The sequence below is a fragment of the Nocardia sp. NPDC050406 genome (assembly GCF_044459025.1).
Taxonomy (GTDB): Bacteria; Actinomycetota; Actinomycetes; order Mycobacteriales; family Mycobacteriaceae; genus Nocardia.
In genome coordinates, this window is record NZ_JBITIM010000002.1 from 1,314,397 (window position 1) to 1,332,296 (window position 17,900).

The 17,900-nt window shown below is 67.7% G+C and carries 16 protein-coding genes and 1 pseudogene; 8 read left to right on the plus strand and 9 right to left on the minus strand.

Features of this window, described 5'->3' with window-relative positions; all coding sequences use genetic code 11:
- Window positions 1–10 precede the first annotated feature (10 nt).
- On the minus strand, window positions 11–655 hold the full coding sequence (locus tag ACIBH2_RS19240; RefSeq protein ID WP_397119157.1) for a hypothetical protein: 645 nt from the start codon (window positions 653–655) through the stop codon (window positions 11–13).
- A gap of 224 nt (window positions 656–879) precedes the next feature.
- Here ACIBH2_RS19240 and ACIBH2_RS19245 point away from each other — a divergent pair, with 224 nt between their 5' ends.
- Window positions 880–1,488: a hypothetical protein gene (locus tag ACIBH2_RS19245; RefSeq protein WP_397119159.1), complete on the plus strand. Its 609-nt coding sequence runs from the start codon at window positions 880–882 to the stop codon at window positions 1,486–1,488.
- A 10-nt stretch (window positions 1,489–1,498) separates the two neighbouring features.
- Here the strand turns inward: ACIBH2_RS19245 and ACIBH2_RS19250 are convergent, their stop codons facing one another.
- Complete coding sequence (locus ACIBH2_RS19250) at window positions 1,499–2,710, minus strand: pyridoxal phosphate-dependent aminotransferase (RefSeq protein ID WP_397119161.1); 1,212 nt, start codon at window positions 2,708–2,710, stop codon at window positions 1,499–1,501.
- A gap of 93 nt (window positions 2,711–2,803) precedes the next feature.
- On the opposite strand from ACIBH2_RS19250, the gene ACIBH2_RS19255 reads away from it, so the two are divergent.
- Window positions 2,804–3,412, plus strand: a complete 609-nt coding sequence (locus ACIBH2_RS19255; protein WP_397119163.1) for a winged helix-turn-helix transcriptional regulator — start codon at window positions 2,804–2,806, stop codon at window positions 3,410–3,412.
- Here ACIBH2_RS19255 and ACIBH2_RS19260 read toward each other — a convergent pair.
- The 3 genes from ACIBH2_RS19260 to ACIBH2_RS19270 are packed head-to-tail and all read right to left on the minus strand — an operon-like array spanning window position 3,409 to window position 5,109.
- Window positions 3,409–4,245 carry a helix-turn-helix domain-containing protein gene (locus ACIBH2_RS19260; protein ID WP_397119165.1) on the minus strand — a complete coding sequence of 279 codons (837 nt, stop codon included), beginning with the start codon at window positions 4,243–4,245 and terminating at the stop codon, window positions 3,409–3,411. The genes ACIBH2_RS19255 and ACIBH2_RS19260 overlap by 4 nt on opposite strands.
- Complete coding sequence (locus ACIBH2_RS19265) at window positions 4,242–4,760, minus strand: DUF6879 family protein (protein WP_397119167.1); 519 nt, start codon at window positions 4,758–4,760, stop codon at window positions 4,242–4,244. Before ACIBH2_RS19265 ends, ACIBH2_RS19260 begins: the two co-directional genes overlap by 4 nt.
- On the minus strand, window positions 4,741–5,109 hold the full coding sequence (locus ACIBH2_RS19270) for a hypothetical protein (RefSeq protein WP_397119169.1): 369 nt from the start codon (window positions 5,107–5,109) through the stop codon (window positions 4,741–4,743). Before ACIBH2_RS19270 ends, ACIBH2_RS19265 begins: the two co-directional genes overlap by 20 nt.
- Window positions 5,110–5,593: 484 nt before the next feature.
- On the opposite strand from ACIBH2_RS19270, the gene ACIBH2_RS19275 reads away from it, so the two are divergent.
- Both ACIBH2_RS19275 and ACIBH2_RS19280 read left to right on the plus strand, forming a co-directional pair.
- Window positions 5,594–6,112: a pyridoxamine 5'-phosphate oxidase family protein gene (locus ACIBH2_RS19275; protein ID WP_397120885.1), complete on the plus strand. Its 519-nt coding sequence runs from the start codon at window positions 5,594–5,596 to the stop codon at window positions 6,110–6,112.
- Window positions 6,113–6,180: 68 nt separating this feature from the next.
- A complete protein-coding gene (locus tag ACIBH2_RS19280) occupies window positions 6,181–7,212 on the plus strand; it encodes an N-acetylmuramoyl-L-alanine amidase (protein ID WP_397119171.1) in 1,032 nt (343 codons plus the stop codon).
- Window positions 7,213–7,284: 72 nt separating this feature from the next.
- Here the strand turns inward: ACIBH2_RS19280 and ACIBH2_RS19285 are convergent, their stop codons facing one another.
- Window positions 7,285–7,599: a hypothetical protein gene (locus ACIBH2_RS19285; protein WP_397119173.1), complete on the minus strand. Its 315-nt coding sequence runs from the start codon at window positions 7,597–7,599 to the stop codon at window positions 7,285–7,287.
- A gap of 362 nt (window positions 7,600–7,961) precedes the next feature.
- Here ACIBH2_RS19285 and ACIBH2_RS19290 point away from each other — a divergent pair, with 362 nt between their 5' ends.
- Window positions 7,962–9,113 carry an alpha/beta hydrolase gene (locus ACIBH2_RS19290; protein ID WP_397119175.1) on the plus strand — a complete coding sequence of 384 codons (1,152 nt, stop codon included), beginning with the start codon at window positions 7,962–7,964 and terminating at the stop codon, window positions 9,111–9,113.
- Window positions 9,114–9,352: 239 nt separating this feature from the next.
- Here the strand turns inward: ACIBH2_RS19290 and ACIBH2_RS19295 are convergent, their stop codons facing one another.
- From ACIBH2_RS19295 to ACIBH2_RS19305, 3 genes and pseudogenes are all read right to left on the minus strand, one after another.
- Window positions 9,353–12,595, minus strand: a complete 3,243-nt coding sequence (locus ACIBH2_RS19295) for an arabinosyltransferase domain-containing protein (protein WP_397120887.1) — start codon at window positions 12,593–12,595, stop codon at window positions 9,353–9,355.
- A gap of 489 nt (window positions 12,596–13,084) precedes the next feature.
- A pseudogene (locus tag ACIBH2_RS19300) lies at window positions 13,085–13,492 on the minus strand (arabinosyltransferase); the annotation flags it as partial.
- A 118-nt stretch (window positions 13,493–13,610) separates the two neighbouring features.
- On the minus strand, window positions 13,611–14,072 hold the full coding sequence (locus tag ACIBH2_RS19305) for an SRPBCC family protein (protein ID WP_397119177.1): 462 nt from the start codon (window positions 14,070–14,072) through the stop codon (window positions 13,611–13,613).
- Window positions 14,073–14,270: 198 nt separating this feature from the next.
- Between ACIBH2_RS19305 and ACIBH2_RS19310 the strand changes: the two genes are divergently transcribed.
- The 3 genes from ACIBH2_RS19310 to ACIBH2_RS19320 all read left to right on the plus strand — a co-directional run bounded on the left by ACIBH2_RS19310 (window position 14,271) and on the right by ACIBH2_RS19320 (window position 17,804).
- The gene (locus ACIBH2_RS19310) at window positions 14,271–15,830 is read left to right on the plus strand and encodes a bifunctional phosphatase PAP2/diacylglycerol kinase family protein (protein WP_397119179.1); all 1,560 of its coding nucleotides are present in this window, start codon (window positions 14,271–14,273) and stop codon (window positions 15,828–15,830) included.
- Window positions 15,831–15,906: 76 nt separating this feature from the next.
- Window positions 15,907–16,824 carry an AraC family transcriptional regulator ligand-binding domain-containing protein gene (locus tag ACIBH2_RS19315; protein ID WP_397119181.1) on the plus strand — a complete coding sequence of 306 codons (918 nt, stop codon included), beginning with the start codon at window positions 15,907–15,909 and terminating at the stop codon, window positions 16,822–16,824.
- Entirely contained in the window at window positions 16,821–17,804 is a 984-nt protein-coding gene (locus tag ACIBH2_RS19320) for an AraC family transcriptional regulator ligand-binding domain-containing protein (protein WP_397119183.1), read from the plus strand. The genes ACIBH2_RS19315 and ACIBH2_RS19320 overlap by 4 nt, the downstream gene beginning before the upstream one ends.
- The last annotated feature ends 96 nt before the right edge of the window (window positions 17,805–17,900 follow it).

The following is a 17,900-nucleotide window of genomic DNA, read 5'->3' on the forward strand; positions in this document are numbered from 1 at the left end:
GGGCCGGGCGTCAGGGCAGGTGGGCGACGCAGACCACGATGCGACGCTGGTCGTAGACGAAACCGGCGTCGCCCGACGGGCATCGGGTGATGTCGGTGGTGTCTCGTTCGATGGCCAACACCCGGACCGCCTGGGTGTCGGCGGGAGTGTGACAGTCGATATGCGTCGGGTCGTCGCCCAATCGCATACATCCACCGACCACCCAGTCGATATCCAGGCACACCGCGTCGTTGTCGGCGCCGAGTCGCGGCTCGTGGTGGATGTGATCGACGTCGGCGGGGCAGTGGCCGTGCTCGGCTGCCGTCTGGACGATTCGGTAGCCGGATTCGCCGGTGCCGCAGGCGGTCTTCGCCAGGGGCGCGTCGTTGCCGACATCCACGCAGTCGCCGACGTTCACGGCGGGGCGGCCCTGGGCCGCGGTCTTGTTGGTGAGCGCGGTGCGGCCCGGGACGGCCGGATCGGCGAGGGCGAGCGGGCTCGCCTCGAAGGTCATGGCGGGCATGGAGACCGGTGCCGCGCCCGTGGTCGGCGCGGTATCGCCGGAGGTGAGACCGGGTAGCGACAAGGCGGCCGCCAGCACACCGGCCACCGCCACCGCGCCCCCGATCACCACCGCCGTCAGAATCAGACCGGCTTGAAAACGTCGGCTGGACAATCAATCCTCCAGGGCCGCAGAACCAAGATCACGGAAGATATACACCATAAGACGCACGGGTGTCGAATTGCTCTGAATCACAATCATTTTGATCAAATGACTAGATCACGATGTGGCAACGATGAGCTGTCAAGTATCGCCAATCATGCTGTGCGACAGCCACGTTTCTCTCGGCGCACCGCAGACGCGCCATCCGATGATCTGTGAAAAGGAACAAATTCAAAATGAGGTTCGGGACATTCGCCGCGACCACGGTGCTGGCCATTGCCGCCGTCGGGATCTCGGCGGGAACCGTGGCGGCCGAGCCCGCCGCGGTCGACCGGCAGAATGCCAGCTCAGGCGTGGATCGGGGGGTCGGCTACCGTACCGTGCTCGCCGATCTCGACCGGACGGTCACCACCTCGGTCGATGGGGGGCGATTCGAGATGACCGCCGACGGCGCGCGGGTGCTGGTGCGCTCCGAGGGCGGCGAGGTGATCGCCGAAGTGCCATTGACTTTCGACATCTCGGGCCAACGCCTGGAACTCGTGGAACAAATCGACGACCACGGGGAAAAGCTCACTCTGACACCGCGAATGACGGCCGAGGAAATCGGTGAGCTGCGCGCGATCGGGTCCATGGATCGACTTATCGCCGAAATCGACCGGAATATCGTCGGGGTGGTCGTGGGCGGTATTCTCGGCGGAATCATCGGCGCGGCAGTCGGTTTGCTGATGTTGAGTGTCATCACCGGGCCGATCGGGCTGATCGTCGGCGCGATAGCCGGGGGCATGATCATGGGCGGCCAGCCGTTCACCGACGCGTTGACGGCGGTCGCGACCGGCCAGCCCTGATCCCGCCCGCCTACTGGCGATAGGAGGCCAGGAAGCGTCCGATGCGCTCGATAATGGCCTCCAGGTCGTCGGCGTGCGGCAGGGTCACGATCCGGAAGTGGTCGGGGCGCGGCCAATTGAAGCCGGTGCCCTGGACGATGTGCAGCTTCTCCTGCAGCAGTAGGTCCAGGACGAACTGTTCGTCATCGCGGATCTGGTACATCTCCAGGTCGATGCGTGGGAAGGCGTACAGCGCGCCTTTGGGTTTCACGCAGGAGACGCCTGGGATGGCGTTGAGCGCCTCCCAGGCGCGGTCGCGCTGTTCGCGCAGGCGGCCGCCGGGCAGGGTGAGGTCGTGGATGCTCTGGTGGCCGCCGAGCGCGGCCTGAATCGCTTGCTGCGCGGGCACATTCGCGCACAGGCGCAGGCCCGCGAGCATGGTGAGGCCCTCCAGGAAGCTCTCGGCGTGCTGGGTCGGGCCGGAGACCGCCAGCCACCCGGAGCGAAAACCCGCGGCGCGGTAGGACTTCGAGAGGCCGGAGAAGGTCAGGCAGAGCAGGTCGGGGGCGAGCGAGGCCGTCGCGGTGTGCTGGATGTCGTCGTAGGTGATCTTGTCGTAGATCTCGTCGGAGAAGACCACCAGGCTGTGGCGGCGCGCCACCTCGAGGACCTGGCGCAGTACCTCGGGGGAGTACACCGCGCCGGTGGGGTTGTTCGGGTTGATGAGGACGATGGCGCGGGTGCGGTCGGTGATCTTGGCTTCGATATCGGCGACATCGGGGAACCAGTCCGAGGATTCATCGCAGATGTAGTGCACCGGGCGGCCGCCGTTGAGGGTGGTCGCGGCGGTCCAGAGCGGGAAATCCGGTGCGGGGACGAGGACTTCGTCGCCGTTCTCCAGCAGCGCCGTCATGGCCATCATGATGAGTTCGGAGACGCCGTTGCCGAGGAAGACCTCCTCGACGTCGACATCGTTGACGCCGAGGGTCTGGTAGTACTGCACCACCGCGCGGCGGGCCGAGAGCAGGCCCTTGGAGGTGCAGTAGCCGCTCGAGGAGGGCAGGTTGCGCACGATGTCCTGCAGGATCTCCGCGGGCGCCTCGAACCCGAACTCCAGCGGATTGCCGGTATTGAGCTTCACCACGTGGTGACCCTCGGCCTCCAGCCGCGCGGCCTGCACGGCGATCGGCCCGCGAATCTCGTAGGAGACACCCGCCAGCTTGCTGGACTGCTTGACCTGCATGAACAACCCCTTCTCGATCCGGTTGCCGCACACTCTACTTGGAAATTCCAAGTTTGCACTTGGAATTTCCAAGCGATTCGTTACAGTGGGCTCGTGCCACGCCGCAACTATGACCACTACTGCTCCGTCAGCCGAGCGCTCGAGATCGTCGGCGACCGTTGGAGTTTGCTGGTGGTGCGCGAATTGTGTTCGGGCCCACGCCGATACAGCGACCTCTTCGCCGACCTACCCGGCATCAGCACCGATATGCTCGCCGCCCGCCTCAAAGACCTGGAGCGCGAAGCCATCCTGACCCGCACCCGCGCCGGAGCCCGCACCTCCACCGTCGTCTACGAACTGACCCCCCTGGGCCTGTCCCTACGCCCAGTCCTCGAGGCCCTCTCCACCTGGGGCACCCCCCTCCTCGGCGAACGCCGCCCCTCCGACGCCGTCCGCCCCCACTGGTTCTCCCTCCCCCTGGGCCGCGCCATAGCCCAACTCCTCCCCACCGGCACAGCCACAGTCCACATCGCCGACACCACCCTCCACTACGTGATCACCGACACCGCCATCACCCACCACGACGGCCCCGCCCCCACCCCAGACCTGGAACTACACCTAGACCTCCCAGCCGCAATAGACGTAGCCCTCGGAACCCGCACCCTCGAAGACGCCGCGAAAGTTGCCCCCTTGCCGCGACTGAAGCCGACCGCCGATTGCTAGTGCGACCGGGCTTCGAGTGCGGCGCGGATGAGTGCTCGTGCTCCCTCGCCGGTCACCGATTGCCTGGCCAAGGAATCGAATGCGCGGCCGTAGAGCGCGATCTCGCGCGGCTGGGTGACGCTCATCTCGGCCGTCACGGTCTCGATCATGACTCGCGTGTTGTCGAACATGATGAAGTTCGAGATCGGCACACGGTACCGGGTGGTGGCGGGAACGATGCCGAGCGTGACGCGGGACATGGTCGCCACCGCCAGCAGACGGTCGAGTTGCCCGATCATGATGTGGTCGTTGCCGACGGTCGTGTTCAGGGCCTGCTCGGCGAGGACGAAGTGGAACCGGTGGTTGCGGCGGTACAGAACTTGTTGGCGCTCCATTCTTTTCGCGACGCCCTCGTCCAGATCGTTGGCGGTGCGGTAGAAGTCGATGACATTACGCATGATCTCTTCGGCGTACTCCGCCGTCTGAAGCAGCCCAGGTACGAGGAACGGTTCGAACCACCGCATGAATTCGGTCTGGGCCTCCAGCCTCACCGAAACCTGTTGGCGTCGTTTCGTGCCGGTACCGAGGATCCGTCGCCACTCCAGGTACGCGGCTTCGATATTGCGAACCGTCGCGATGAGGTCGGCGACCTGGGATTCGCCGTTGGTGACGGCGCACCAGGCCCGTATGTCGGCGTCGGTGGGTGTCTGTTTTCCGTACTCGATTTTCGAGACCTTGGTTTGATGCCACCCCGCGCGTCGGGCCAGGTCGGTCCCGGTCAGACCGGCGTCGAGGCGAAGCTCTCGGAGCCGTTGTCCGAGAGCCTCTTTGGCCTGGTGCGGATCAGCCGTCACTGCTCGCTGTATCCCGCCAGCGGGACGGCCGAGGACCACACCCGCTCCTTCACCGTCCGGGCGAACTCGACTATGCGGCGGTCCGTGGTGACCGCGGCACCGGCCCATCGCCCGGACCGTTCGAACACCGTGAAGCCGAGAACGGCGTCGTCGAACAGCCACCAGTCGTCAGCGGTCAGGTCGCTGTCATCGATGAGGTGGCGGGGCAAGTACCGAACGTCTTCCCCCGCCTCGACATTGAAGCGCGCCACCGACTTGGCGAAGCGGGTGTAGTCGGTGTGCGGCTCGGTGACCACCCGCGCCCGGTTGACGGCTACACCTCTGGCTGTCGTCGCACGAATGTGATCGAGCCATGGCCGAAACCACTCGTAGTCGTCGTGTTCATCCTCGAGGAATCTCCGGAACGGCTCGGATTCCTCGGGAGTTTCGTAGGTGTCCTGCACTTCGAGATGGAAGGCTTCCCGCTCGGCCTCGTGGAAAAGTTTCAGAAAATCCTCACCCTGCGCGAGTAGCACCGTAGAACGTCCTTCCTAGCTTGGGCACTTCCACGCAGGTTTCGTCGGGGTAGATGTCCATCTGTGCGCGCGTTTCACGATCGGTGACCGGGGTGCCGGTCAGCGTGAAGGTTCCGCGTCCGGTGTCGGTCATGGTGGCACCGATGAAGGTATCGGCCAGCGCGAATCCCGTTAGCAAGTGCGGTATTTCGACTTGGTCGGGAGTGTCGGTTCGCCAACCTTGGACGACGTAGGTCTCGCCGTCGGTGGCGTACAAGCTCGGGCAGCCTCCGCCGGTGGTGCCACCCTTGCCGAGAAAATGCAACCGCATGGTCGGACTCCAATCGGTGTTATGCGTTCGAATGCTCACGCGTCTTCAATGATGACGTCCAACAGCGGCATCCGAGCAGGAATCCGTCACCTCGCGCATAGTCACGCATAACCGTGGTGGGCGGCGCGCGGCCCTTCGTAACGTCGTGATGCGGCGTTCCCCGGTAGCGACTACGAACAGGGATCGACATGACACCACAGCAAGGCGAGAAGCGAGTCGGCGACGATTGCGAGAAGCGGTATGTGTTTCCGCTGGATCGTGAGCGGGCAGAAGGGATTCTGAAGATTCACGCGGTGTGTGATCCTCCGTGTCCGCGGAAGCAGACGGCGGCGGCGTTCCTGAGTGGGGTGCGGCGGAGTCGGGGCGCGTGATGTACCGGCGTCGGTTGACCGTTTTCCCCGGGGGGATGGTTGAGACCATCGAGTACGCGGGGGAGGAAGACTCGCCGGGGTTCGGGGTGGACGATGAGTTTTGGGGTGGTGGGGCGTCTTTACTGGTGTCAGCCGCGAATCTAGGAGGAAGCATGTTGCCTGAACCTGTGGAGGCGAAGGATCTCAATATCTATGGGGATGCGAAGTTGCCGTGGAGTCGGGCGTACAAGGCGCTCGAGGTGGGGATCGGGTTGGCGGAGACGGCGTCGTTTCTGACTACCGTGGGGGTGGATTCCAGGCCGCATTCGACGGGGATCGGCGCTATGGCGCATGGGGGGTATTTGTATTTCACCAGTGGTCCGCGGACGGTCAAGTCGCGCAATCTGGCGGTCAATCCGGCTTGTGCGCTGGCGTTTCGGTTTCCGGAGGTGGATCTGACCTTCGAAGGCGATGCGCAGCGCACCACCGAGATCGACGAACTGGATGCCTTGACGGAGCTCTATCGGCGCTTCGACTGGCCCGCGGAGCGGTCCGGCGATGCGATCACCGCGCCGTTCAGTGCGCAGAGCGCGGGGCCGGGGCCCTGGCATCTCTACCGGTTCGTCATTCGTACCGCTGTCGGCGTCGCGCTCACCGAGCCGCACGGCGCGACCAGTTGGCGTTTCGAATAAGCGGTTGCCGCACCAGGATTGGGAGACGCCGCGGTCGTCGACGGCCGGTGATTGCCTAGAGTGGCGAGGTGAATCCTCGTCTCAGTCGTCGTACGCTCCTCGGCGGTGCCGCAGCCCTGGCCGCCACCGGATTGATCGGAGTCGATCCGCTCGCCAAAGCCGAGCCCGTCAATGAAACAGATTGCCGTGGCGGGCTTTTCGGTGCCTTGCGGTGGCCGGAGCAGACGACCGAACCGATTCCGGTGCGGTTCCGCGTGCAGGGCATGTGGACCGAACCCATTGCCGCGCAACCGCCCACACACGGACGCGACGGACGACCCGCACCGCTCTCGGAGCCGTTCGCGATTCCCGCCGGTGCCGATCGCGTCGGTGTCGTCGCCGAAACCGTCACCGCGCCCCGTATTTTCGGCCCGCCCACCAAGTCGCCGTTTCGCGCACCCGTGCTGACTTCCTACGCGTGGGGATTTCCCGTGGTGACACGCTCCGGATGGGGCGCCGACGAGACCCGCATGACCTGGGGAGAACCGGAATACTCACCGGCGCAGGTGATTACGGTGCACCACAGCGCCATTCCCACCGGCGAGGAATTCGACGACTACCGCGACGCCGTCCGAGAGGTCTATCACATGCACGCCTGGCCCGAACCGGACGGCCAGGGCTGGGGCGATACCGGCTATCACCTCATCATCGACCCGAACGGCGTCATCTACACGGGCCGCCACGCCGGAACAGACGATTCGCCCATCTTCAAACCCGGCGGCGACCTACGCCCCGGAGCCGAGATCGTCACCGCCGGACACGTCGCCGGAGCCAATGCCGGAAATATCGGCATCTGCCTGATCGGCGATTTCACCGATGCCCTACCGAGCAAGGCCGCACTGCACAGCCTCGATATCGTGCTCACCCACCTGTGCTCCGGACTGGGCATCAACCCCTTCGCCCAGGTCCGCTACACCAACCCGGTGACGGGCCGCATCGTCGACATTCCGGCCGTCTCCGGCCACCGCGACTGGCAGGCGCTCGGCGTCCGCACCGCCTGCCCGGGCGACTTCCTGCATACGGTGCTGCCCCTGCTGCGGGGCCTGTCTCAGCTCGGCTGACACACCCCACACACAGCGAAGGCTGGCGGGGCCGGGCTCGCGCCCCGGCCACACCAGCCCTCGGCAGCGCGACTAGCCCAGCTGGCGGCACGCCCCGGTGCCGTCGGCCTCGCCGACCACCGGCGGCATGCCGAGGATGGTGCAGTAGGCACCGGCGGGCATGGGGGTGACGCGGATGTCGGGGCCGCTCACACAGTTCACGTAGGCGGGGTAGCCCTGGATCGCGAACGTGACCTTCTCGTACACGCCGCCACCGGTCTCGGCGCACACCTGAGCGGCCTGCGCGTCGTAGTCGGCGGGGTTGCCCGCGCTTGCGGAAGCGGTGCTGGCGGCGGTCAGCGCCGCCGCGGCGAGGCCCACGAATGCCGCGGTCCGGACGTTGATCATGGTGAATCTCCTTGTTTTTGGGATGGTTTCGTTCCCGGTTCCCGACCTCTGGACACGGTACGGGGCGATAGGTCCATCAGCCAAGATTTCCGGCTACCTATCGGGAAACCTGGGGGCTCATCTCGAAACCGGTTGGTGTGCGGGAAGTTTGCTGAAAACTTTGAGAGCTGTTTGATCTCAATAAACAACGTTTGCCGTTCTGGGTGGCTCGTCGACGGCCACATTCGAAGCGATCACCGCGAACTCGCGCGGTATGCTGCCCGCGACGCCCGCCGCGCCGAAAACCGGTGCGCACGGGGAGATCATCGAGGGGACGCGGCGGCCGCCGCGCAAGGGAAAGGCCAAAACAAAATATGCGAGGCATGGCTGTGCCAGGGGCGCGGGAGCGCTCACACACATCCCGGGGAGGATGGCTCAAGCGGACCGCGCTGGGTGCGGCGGTGGTCGCATTGCTACCGTTCGGGGCGTCGGTGGCAGTGTCCGGGACCGCCGCGGCGGCCTACGATCCGGCCGGATTCGACTTCTACGTCGACTCCAGCATGGGTTCGATCAAGAACCGGATCTTCCGCGCGGCCGACGGCAGTACCGACCGTGTGGTCTACCTGCTGGACGGGGAACGCGCCGAAAGCGACCTGAACGGCTGGGAGGAGTACACCAAGATCCCGGCCGCCCTGGCCAAATTCAATATCAATGTGGTGATGCCGGTCGGCGGCCAGTCCAGCTTCTACGCCGACTGGAACGAGCCGAGCAGCTTCAACGGCGTGAACCCGGACGGTTCGGCGCTGCCGGGTTCGGACTCCGGTTCGGCGGTCTCCGGCTGGACCGAGACCTCCGGCAAGAGCTACACCTACATGTGGGAGACCTATCTGACGCAGACGCTGCGCGACGCGCTGCGAGATCGGTTGGGCTTCAGCAGCACTCGCAACGGTGTCTTCGGGCTCTCCAGCGGCGGGACGGCGGCGCTGGTGATGGCGGCCTACCATCCGGACCAATTCGTCTATGCCGGTTCGCTTTCCGGGTACCTGTACATGTCCGCGCCGGGTATGCGCGAGGCGCTGCGCCTGGCCATGATCGCCGCGGGCGGCTACAACATCGATTCGATGGCTCCGGCGGGCAGCGAGAAGTGGGCCCGCATGGACCCCTACTCGTTCGCGCCGCAACTGATCACCAATGGGACGCGGCTGTTCATCAGCGCGGGCAGTGCCATTCCGGCGCAACAGGATCTGGCGTCGGCGGACGCGGTGATCCAGGGCATGCCCCTGGAGGCCATCGCGCTGGCGAACACCAAGGCGTTCCAGTCGCGCATGCAGACGCTCGGGTACGAGAACGTGACCTACGACTTCCCGAGTATGGGCGTGCACAACTGGGGGCAGTGGGAGCAGGTGGCCAACCGGTTGATCCCGGATATGGCGCAGCACATCGGCAAACCGCTGCCGCCCGGCTCGCAGCCGCCGCCTCCGGCCGAGGGGCAGCAGCCTCCAGGGGAGGGGCAGCAGCCCGCGCCGCAGAACTGATCGGGGTACGAAAAGAACCGCCGCCGTCCGGGTTCGGACGGCGGCGGTACTTTTGCCTGCGGGCGAACGGGGCGCTGCGGGGGGCGCGGGCATGAGACGCCTGCTCGCCGTGTTCCACGGGTCAGTCGGACTCGTCCGGCCGTGCGGGCCAACCGGACTCATCCGGCCGTGCGTTTCAGTCGGGCGTGTCCGGCTATGCGGGTCAGCCCGACTCATCCGGCCGTGCGGCTCAGCCCGGCTCACCCGGCCATGATCGGCTCGTCTCCTTCCCAGCCCCACCGTGTTTCGACGCTGACGCCCACGGTGGCGTGTGGCGCATCCACGTGCGGGGTGAGGCGTTGCAGCTCGCCCCAGTCGCGGGTCCAATCGTTGTCCAGGTAGGTGGGGACGGTCTGTGAGCGCACCAGGAGGCCGCTCCAGCCGATCGGGCCGCCGCCGGTGTCGCCCTGCCAGGTCTGGGCGACCTGGCCGTTGAGCTTGTCGGCCGTGATGCGCCAGCTGGGGAGTTCGGCTACGCCGTCCTTGTGGTCGAAGGGGCGTTGGCACGGGAATGCCAGGCCCACATGGAAATCCGTCAATACGGGAGCGGTGTTGCCGACGACCGTGTTCAACGTTTCCAGGCGGGGGAGACGCGGTGGGGTGACGGCCAACCACTGCTTCTCGCTGGGAGTGTCGGCCTCGGCGACCAAGCGAATCGCGTTGGTTCCCTCGGGGATTCGATCCAATGCGATCGGCAGATTGCGCCAGGTCGGCGCGCCGCCGACATTCGGGGGGACCAGATCGCCCAGGGGTGTGACGGTCCCATCGTCGGCACGCCGCGCGAACTCCACCCGCAACTGTTGGCCCTCGACCGCCCGGCCACTGTCATCAGTCGAGGCGATGCGCCCGGCCGCCGTGAGGATGAGCACACGGTACGCGGGATCCTGTTGCGCGGCAGCGAGATCCATTCTGTACCACTGCGTCGTCAAGCGTGCGGGCTCGCGCGCCCCCTTCGCATAGCTGCCCAGTACGGGTGTCCGCGTCGGGTCCAGCCCGAATGGCAAGGCCACTGTGCTGCCATTGATCCCGGGCTTCGCATCCGCTTTGTCGCCCGCACCGCCCGGTGTTGGGCCGGACGGCTTGTCGCCGCCCTCTGTACCGCCGGGAGTATCGCCACCGCTCGGTACTCCGCCACTGCCCGGCGCATCGCCACCGCCCGGCGCATTGCCGCCGTTCGGTGCGCCGCTGCCGCCCGAGGTATTGCCGCCGTTGGGCGCGTTGTTGCCACCGGGGGCCTTCTCATCCTTGGGTGAGTCTCCGCCACTTGGGATTTCGTCGCCACCAGGAGCATTGTCGCCACCGTTGGGTGTGTCACCGGCGCTGGGGCCACCGCCCCCACCCGAACCTTTGCCGCCACCGCCGCCACCCGGCCCGCCATCCGGCGCGAGCGACCCCACTCCGTCGGCGGTGAATCCGGTGTTCTCGGCGGCCAGTCCGTCGGCGGCCGAGCCGGTGTAGGGCTGCAACAGCGAGTCCGCCGTATTCGTCTCCACCAGAACGTCATCCGCCATCGCGCAGGGCTGCCCGGCCAGCGTGCGCAGGTTCGACAGCGCGACCGAGTACGCGGGGTACTGCGCGTAGGCCGCTGCCGCCAGCGACACCACCTGGAACGCCACCAGGGCCGCTGCGGCCACTGTGAGGGGACGCAGGGCGAAGTGGTCGAAAAACCCGGTGTCCGAAGCATTTCGGCGGGTTCGATACGGCTCGCGGAAGTACTGCCACGCGGCCACCAGCAGGCACAGCGCCGCCAGCCCGAGCAGCATCGTGGAGATTCCCACCCCCGAAAGCTCCGGTGAGCGGTCCGGCCACCGCATGCCGTACCCGGAGACGTACCACCACCCATTGGACCCGGTGAACGAGAACGCCAGCAGGAACATCACGGCCGCAGCCACCAGGGACCTGTGGTGTCGAGCGCGAATTCCCTTGCCGACCGCGACCGCGGTCACCGCGCCGAGCGCGCCCGCCAGCCCGGCGTACACACCGAAGTGATGCGTCCATTTGGTGGGCGTGAACATCATCAACAGCAGCGACATGAACACAATGCCGAGCACCCGCGCCACCGGTCCGCGCGCCGTATCCGGAATCCGCCCACCCCTGCGCAGTGCCACCAAGACGCACACACCAAGGCACAGCAGCATGCCCAGCACGCCGAACCGTCGCGCCAGGGATCCGTCAGGTGTCAACGACAGCAGCGATTCCCACCGCGTGGTCTCCTCGAACCACGCCAGATCGGGGCCGATGAGCTTGCGCACGCGTGTCGCCTCCACCACCGACGCGAAGGTCTGATCGGCGAAGACGACCACCAGGACCAGCGCACCGGCGGCGAGGATCGGTGCCACGAGAGCGCCGAAGTTCAGCAGCGACCCGCCTGGGTTACGCGGGGCAGTCTGTCGACCGGAAAGGGCCGCTCGGCCAGCGCGAGCGCGCGAGACGAGCGTCTGCACGACCTGTCGCGAGCCCACGAAAAGTGCTGCCAGACAGATCAATCCGCTCGGACCCGCAGCGAGCGAGAAGGCCGCGATCAACACCGCGACGGCCGCCGGAAGCAGGCGTCGAGTAGCGATGGCACGTTCGATCGAGCACCACGTCAGCAGTGCGCCCAGAGCGATGAAGGGTTCGGGCCGAAGCCCATTGTTGTAGGGCAGCCAGATGGCGAGGAACACCAAACCGGCGGTCCATCGCGCGGTCGCCATGGCCGCCACCCGAGAACCCAAGCGCGGCAGCACCTCTCGGCTGAGCACCCACCAGCACAACACCCCCGCGAGCAGCGACGGCAGCCGCATCCACAGACTGGCGTCACTGACCCGGGTCATCAGCGCCAACACCTCGTACGGCCACCCGAACGGCGCCTCCGCCACCCCGAACCACCGGTAGTAGTTGGCGGTATACCCCGCCTGCTTGGAGGCCCGAGCCATGGTGAGGATGTAGCCGTCATCGGAGGTATTGGCCCCGATCACGTGCCACAGCAACAGGATCGCCCCCACCACCGCGTCGGTCAGCCGAACCCGCCACCACAGCGCGGGCAGGAACCGCCGCGCCCGCCGCCCGTCGAACGTGTCGAGGCGATGCAGACACAGCAGCGCGACCAGCGTGCACAAGACAGCCCCCACCATGGCGGCGAGCTTCAGCGCACTCGGACTCGACGAGAACCGCGAATCCACCTCGGCATGCAACCGCGCCGCACCCAACTGCGCGCGATCCAGATCGGTGTACACCCCGACGATCTGCGGCCGGACATCCTTGCCGACGGTGGTCCGGTACGCACTGCCGTCCGAGCGGGTCAGGCCGGTGAGTTCGGCCGTGGTGCCGTTCGCATCGGAGTGCACGACGAGCGCGGCGCAGCCAGTTCCGGACTGCGGATCGGCCTTGGGAGCCAACCCGTTCCGGGCCGCGGTGCCCTGGTCGGGATCGGTGCCAGGTTGCGCGGTACCGCTCGGCGGCACAGAGGTGCCCGCAGGAGGGGCGGCACCTGGCGAGGGCGCACCCGACGGCGAAGGGCCGAGCGAGGGGGCACCCGAGGGCGGGGGAGCGCCGGGGGAGAAAGCGCCCGGCGATGGACGGACACCACCGGGCGAGGGCGCTCCTGACGGCGGCTGGCTCCCGGGCAACTCCGCACCCGAGGGTGGGGAGCCGGGCAACGCCACATTGGTTGGTGGCGGTCCTCCGGGCGACGCCACGCCTGACGGCGGAGGCCCGCCGGGTAGAGCCACACCCGGCGGCGGGGGCCCGCCGGGCAAAGGGCCTCCGGGCGGCGGGGTTCCGCCGGGGGCAGGGGCACCCGAGGGCGGAGCGCCGCCGGGCGGGCCAGCTCCTGGCCGAGGTCCCTCACTGGGCTGTGAACCCTCACCCGGTCGAGCCGTGCCCGGCCCAGGCTGCGCACCATCCCCATTTTCCGACGGCTGCTCGGAACCCACTGCCGCACCGACGATCTCGGAGATCGGGGCACTGATCAGCGGGATGTTCCGCACTGTCACCGACAGGCTCGGCCCGGCATCCCCTTTGTCATCGACGCGCGCCACCAGCCCTTTGGCGGTGCCCCCCGGCGCCTGCCCGGGCACCGTCGAGACCACGACCCCGCTCTTCAAGTCCCGCAAGGCCGTACACGACACACTCACGTCCAGCGTGAACGGTACGTAGTCCACCAGCGGCGCGGTCACCTGAACCGATTGCGCCTGCGGCCAATCCAGCGCCGCGCGATCCTGCTGCACCGGCAGTAGCGGGGTGAGCACTGCCAGCAGCAAGCCCAGCACTCCGCAGACGAGAGCAGCCAGCCTGATTCGGCCTGAACCGGATGAATCTGCCTGTGCGAACGTCGATGTGGGTATGCGCGCACTGGCCATCCGCCGAAATTCCCTCCCCGTGGTGGGCGGCACCACCGTGCCGCCCAACAGCCGCTACGGCTGCGTGAAAATCACCGCACGCAGTGTAGCGTCGCCCCCGGATGGCGGTCTCCCACCATCAAATGCCCGGTCGCGGCACATCCCCACGCCACGCGCCCTCGGCATATCCCTGCTCCTCGATGAACTCCTTGAATCGCTTCAGATCTCCCTTCACTCGGCGATCGAGCACACCGAGCTTGTCGCCGACATTCTCGACGAAGCCCTCGGGGTCGATATCCATCTGGGTGATCACCCGCGTGGTGGTGTCGTCGATGCGGTGGAAGGTCACCACACCCGCGTGCTCGGGCCCGCTGTCGGAGCGCCACGCCACCCGCTCGTCCGGATGCTGCTCGGTGATGGTGGCGTCGAACTCACGCTCCACCGGTCCGATATGCACCTTCCAATGCGTATGCGTGTCGTCGACCTGCGCGACCTGCTCCACGCCCTCCATGAACCGAGGGAAGGACTCGAACTGCGTCCACTGGTTGTAGGCGGTGCGGATCGGCACCTTGACCTCGGTCGAAGCGGTAACTGTGCTCATGGCAACCTCGCTTCCTCATTCCCACGTGCCGCGACCGGCTGTCCCGGGGCGGCCCGTCCGCCGAAATCTTCGGCGTCATTCGGGCGGCTACCCGCGAGTCCGAGGGGTAAACGGCGCGCCCCGCCCACGGCAGCCCCGACGAAAGCCGTTCCGACGGCCGAGTATCCGCCCGCCCCGGTCGTCGGTATGTTCGACAGGGTGAGTGAGTGGTTGGGGCGGACGTTTCACCGGGTCGGCCGGGTCGATCGGGCGATGAGCGGGGCCGTCGCGCGGATTCCGGAGTCGGCCGTCGATCGCGGCCTGTTGACGTTGACGCGCGCGGCCGATGGCGGCGTGCTGTGGAGCCTGGTGGCCGGGGTGCTGGCCGTCAACAAGGGCGCGACACGGCGGGCCGCGCTGCGCGGATCGGTCTCCGTGGCAGGAGCGACCCTGGCGGTGAACGTGGTGCTCAAATCGGTGATCGCGCGCCGCAGGCCCGCCGCCGAACTCCAGCCGGTGGACCGCCGCCTGCTGAAAGCGCCGACCTCGTCCTCCTTCCCCTCCGGCCACAGCGCCGCCGCGGCCGCCTTCGCCACCGCCGTCGCCCTGGAGAGCCCGCGCACCGCGCTGGCCATCGCCCCGCTGGCCGCCACCGTCGCCTATTCGCGGGTTCACACCGGCGTGCACTGGCCTTCGGACGTATTCGTCGGCGCGGCAGTCGGTTCGGCTGTGGCGCTGGCCACCCGCCGCTGGTGGCCGATCCGAGAATCCGACGAGGCCCGTGCCCGCGCGGTCCGCGAGGTTCCCGCCCTGGTCGAAGGCAAAGGCCTTGTGGTCCTGGTGAATCCGATCTCCGGTGATCCGAACTACGATCCGACCGCCGATATCGCCGCCGCCCTGCCCGCGGCCACGGTCCTGGTGAGCGAGCGCGGCCGCGACGGCATCGAACAGCTGGAATCGGCCCTGGCCGAGAGCTCCGAGCCCGCGCTCGCGGTGGGCGCGGCGGGTGGTGACGGCACCATCGCGGCGGCGGCCGCGGTCGCGCTGCGCCACCAGCTGCCGCTGGTCGTGATACCCACCGGCACGCTCAACCACTTCGCCCGCGACCTCGGCGTCTACGACATCCTCGAGGTGGTCGACGCCACCGGGGCGGGCGAGGCCGTGGCCGTCGATATCGCGAGCGTCGAGCTGGAGACCGAAAACGGTTCCCGCACACACTATCTCGTCAATACCGCCAGCCTCGGCGCGTATCCGGACCTGGTGCGGCTGCGCGAGCAGTGGCAGGAGCGCTGGGGCAAGTGGCCCGCCTTCGCCGCCGCGCTCATGATCATGCTGCGCCGCGCGCAACCGATTCGCATTCGCCTCGACGACCGCTGGCACGATGTCTGGTTCGTCTTCATCGGTAATGGGCCCTACCACCCGCACGGCGCGGTGCCCGCCTTCCGCGCCCACCTCGACAGCGGACTGCTCGATGTCCGCTGGGTCCGCGCCGACCTGCGCTTCTCCCGGACCCGCGCCGCGCTGGCGCTGCTGTTGGCCGCCATCGGCAGCAGCAAGGTCTACAACGAGCGCCAGGTGCACGAACTGGTGGTGGACCTCGACGCCCCCGAGGCGGTCGCCGCCGACGGCGAGGTCATCGGCGAGGCCGCGCGGCTGCGCTTCGCGGTGGCGGGTCAGGTCGCCGCCTACCGCCGCGACGAGGACAATCCGCGCTGGGCCACCCGCCCGCGCCCGCACCACCGTCGACCGTTGGCGTTCTTCACCGCGCGCCGAAACTGAGTCGGCGCGCGGGGTTTCCGCGTCGGGTTCGGCGAATTCTGGGAATTCGCCCGGGATCTCGCCGCACCATAGCCCTATGCACACCTCCGATACCGTTCTGATGCCCAGGTTCATCCTGTCTCGCGCGGCAGCGGCGGGAATCGATCCGGCACGGCTGGCCCGCGAGGCCGGTATGCCGGGTTGGCTGCTGGCCGATAACACGGCGAGGGTGCCCAGCCACTACTACCCGCGCCTCTGGGAATTGCTGGAACACGCGGTGGGAGAACCGGATACGACGCTGCGGGCGGTCGGCGAGTACAAGGTGGGCGACCTCGGACTCTTCGACTACTTGATCTCGACCGCCGATACCCTCGGGGAGGGTCTCGGTGTGGTGGGGCCCTACGTCGGTGCGGTGAGCACCAATTTCCGCATGGACCCCGGGGAGCAGACCGAGACCGAGGCGACCTTCGATCTGTACATGGTCAATGCCGAAGGGCACGGGCGGGATCTGAGCGTGCAGTCCTCGCTGGGGATTCTGGTCTCGCGGATCCGTCAGGTGACCGGGCAGCCGATTCACCCGGTGCGCATGACATTCCAGCAGCGCGCGCCACGCCGCACCGAGGCATTCCGTGCCCACTTCGGTTCCGCCCGACTGGATTTCGGCGCGCCGGTGAACAGCATGACCTACCGGATCGCCGATTTCGAGCTGCCCCAGGTCACCGCCGACCCCATGCTCGCGGCCGTCCTGCGCCGCCATGCCGCGAGTATGCCGCCGCCTCCCCCGCGCGCCACCGAATGGCCGGATCGGGTCGCGGCGGTGCTGGAGCGCATGCTGCGCGATGGTGAACCCGCGCTCGATGCCGTGGCGCGCCGCCTGTTCGCCAGCCCGCGAACCTTGCAGCGGCGCTTGGCCGAATCGGGCACCACGTGGCGGCTCGAGGTGGAGCGGGCGCGCAAGCGGCATATCGAGCAGCTGGCGGCGGAATCCGAGAGAGCCCCGGACATCAGCGGGTGAGTGCGCGTTCGGAGTGGTCCGACAGCATTCTCATGGCGCGATTCGTGCTGGAGCGGGCGGCGCGGGCCGGGGTCGACGCGGAGGCGTTGGCGCGCGCCGCCGGGGTGCCGGGGTGGACGGAAGGCGGTGAGGACAAACGGGTTTCGCGACGGCACTGCACCCGGTTGTGGGAGTTGTTGGAGCGGGCCCGCGACCCCGGTATCGCGCTGCGCAGTGCGGGTGACAGCGTCGTCGGTGAACTCGGTCTGATCGAATACCTGTTCCTGTCCGCGCCCACCCTGGGGGCGGGACTGGATACCTGTTCGCGGCACAGCGGTTGTCTCACAACGAGTTATGGATTCCGAGAGGCTCGGCGCGGCGGTCGAACCGTCACCTACGAACTACTGAGTTCCGGTGAGGACGGACGCGGCAGGGAGTTGGTCGTCCATGCCGCGTTCGCTCTGCTGGTCGATCGCGCGCGCACGGCCACCGGCCGCCGGATCGATCCGGTGCGGGTGGCGTTTCGTCAGCGCCCGCCCCGTCTCCGCGCTGATTTCGTCGACGTATTCGGCACGGGCGAACTCGAATTCGACGCCGAGGCCGACACCGTGACCCTGCGCGTCACGGATCTCGACCTGCCCCTGACGACGGCCGATCCGGCCTTGGCGACCGTACTGCTCGATTACGCCGCCGCGCTGCCGCCCCCGGCGGAATTCGCCACGAGCTGGGTCGACCGAGTCGCCGCCGCTCTGGACCGCGCACTCGCGGAGGGACCCGTCACCCTCGACGCGGTGGCGCAGCGGCTGCACACCTCACCGCGTTCACTGCAACGTCGACTGGCCGAATCGGGCACCGGGTGGCGGCGCGAACTCGACGCGGCGCGGCGTCGCCGATTGGCGGGCGCCGCCGAACTGCCGCGGGCTCAACAGGCCAAGCTGCTCGGCTACTCCGATCCCGCGAGTCTGCGCCGCTCCGTGCAGCGTTGGCGCGACGGGTCCTGACCCGGATTTGGCGCGTGCGCGACCGAGTTGGCGTCTTCTGATCTCCCCGGCATCCACTCGGTTAATGAGACTGGACGGAAACGCTGGAATGGTCGC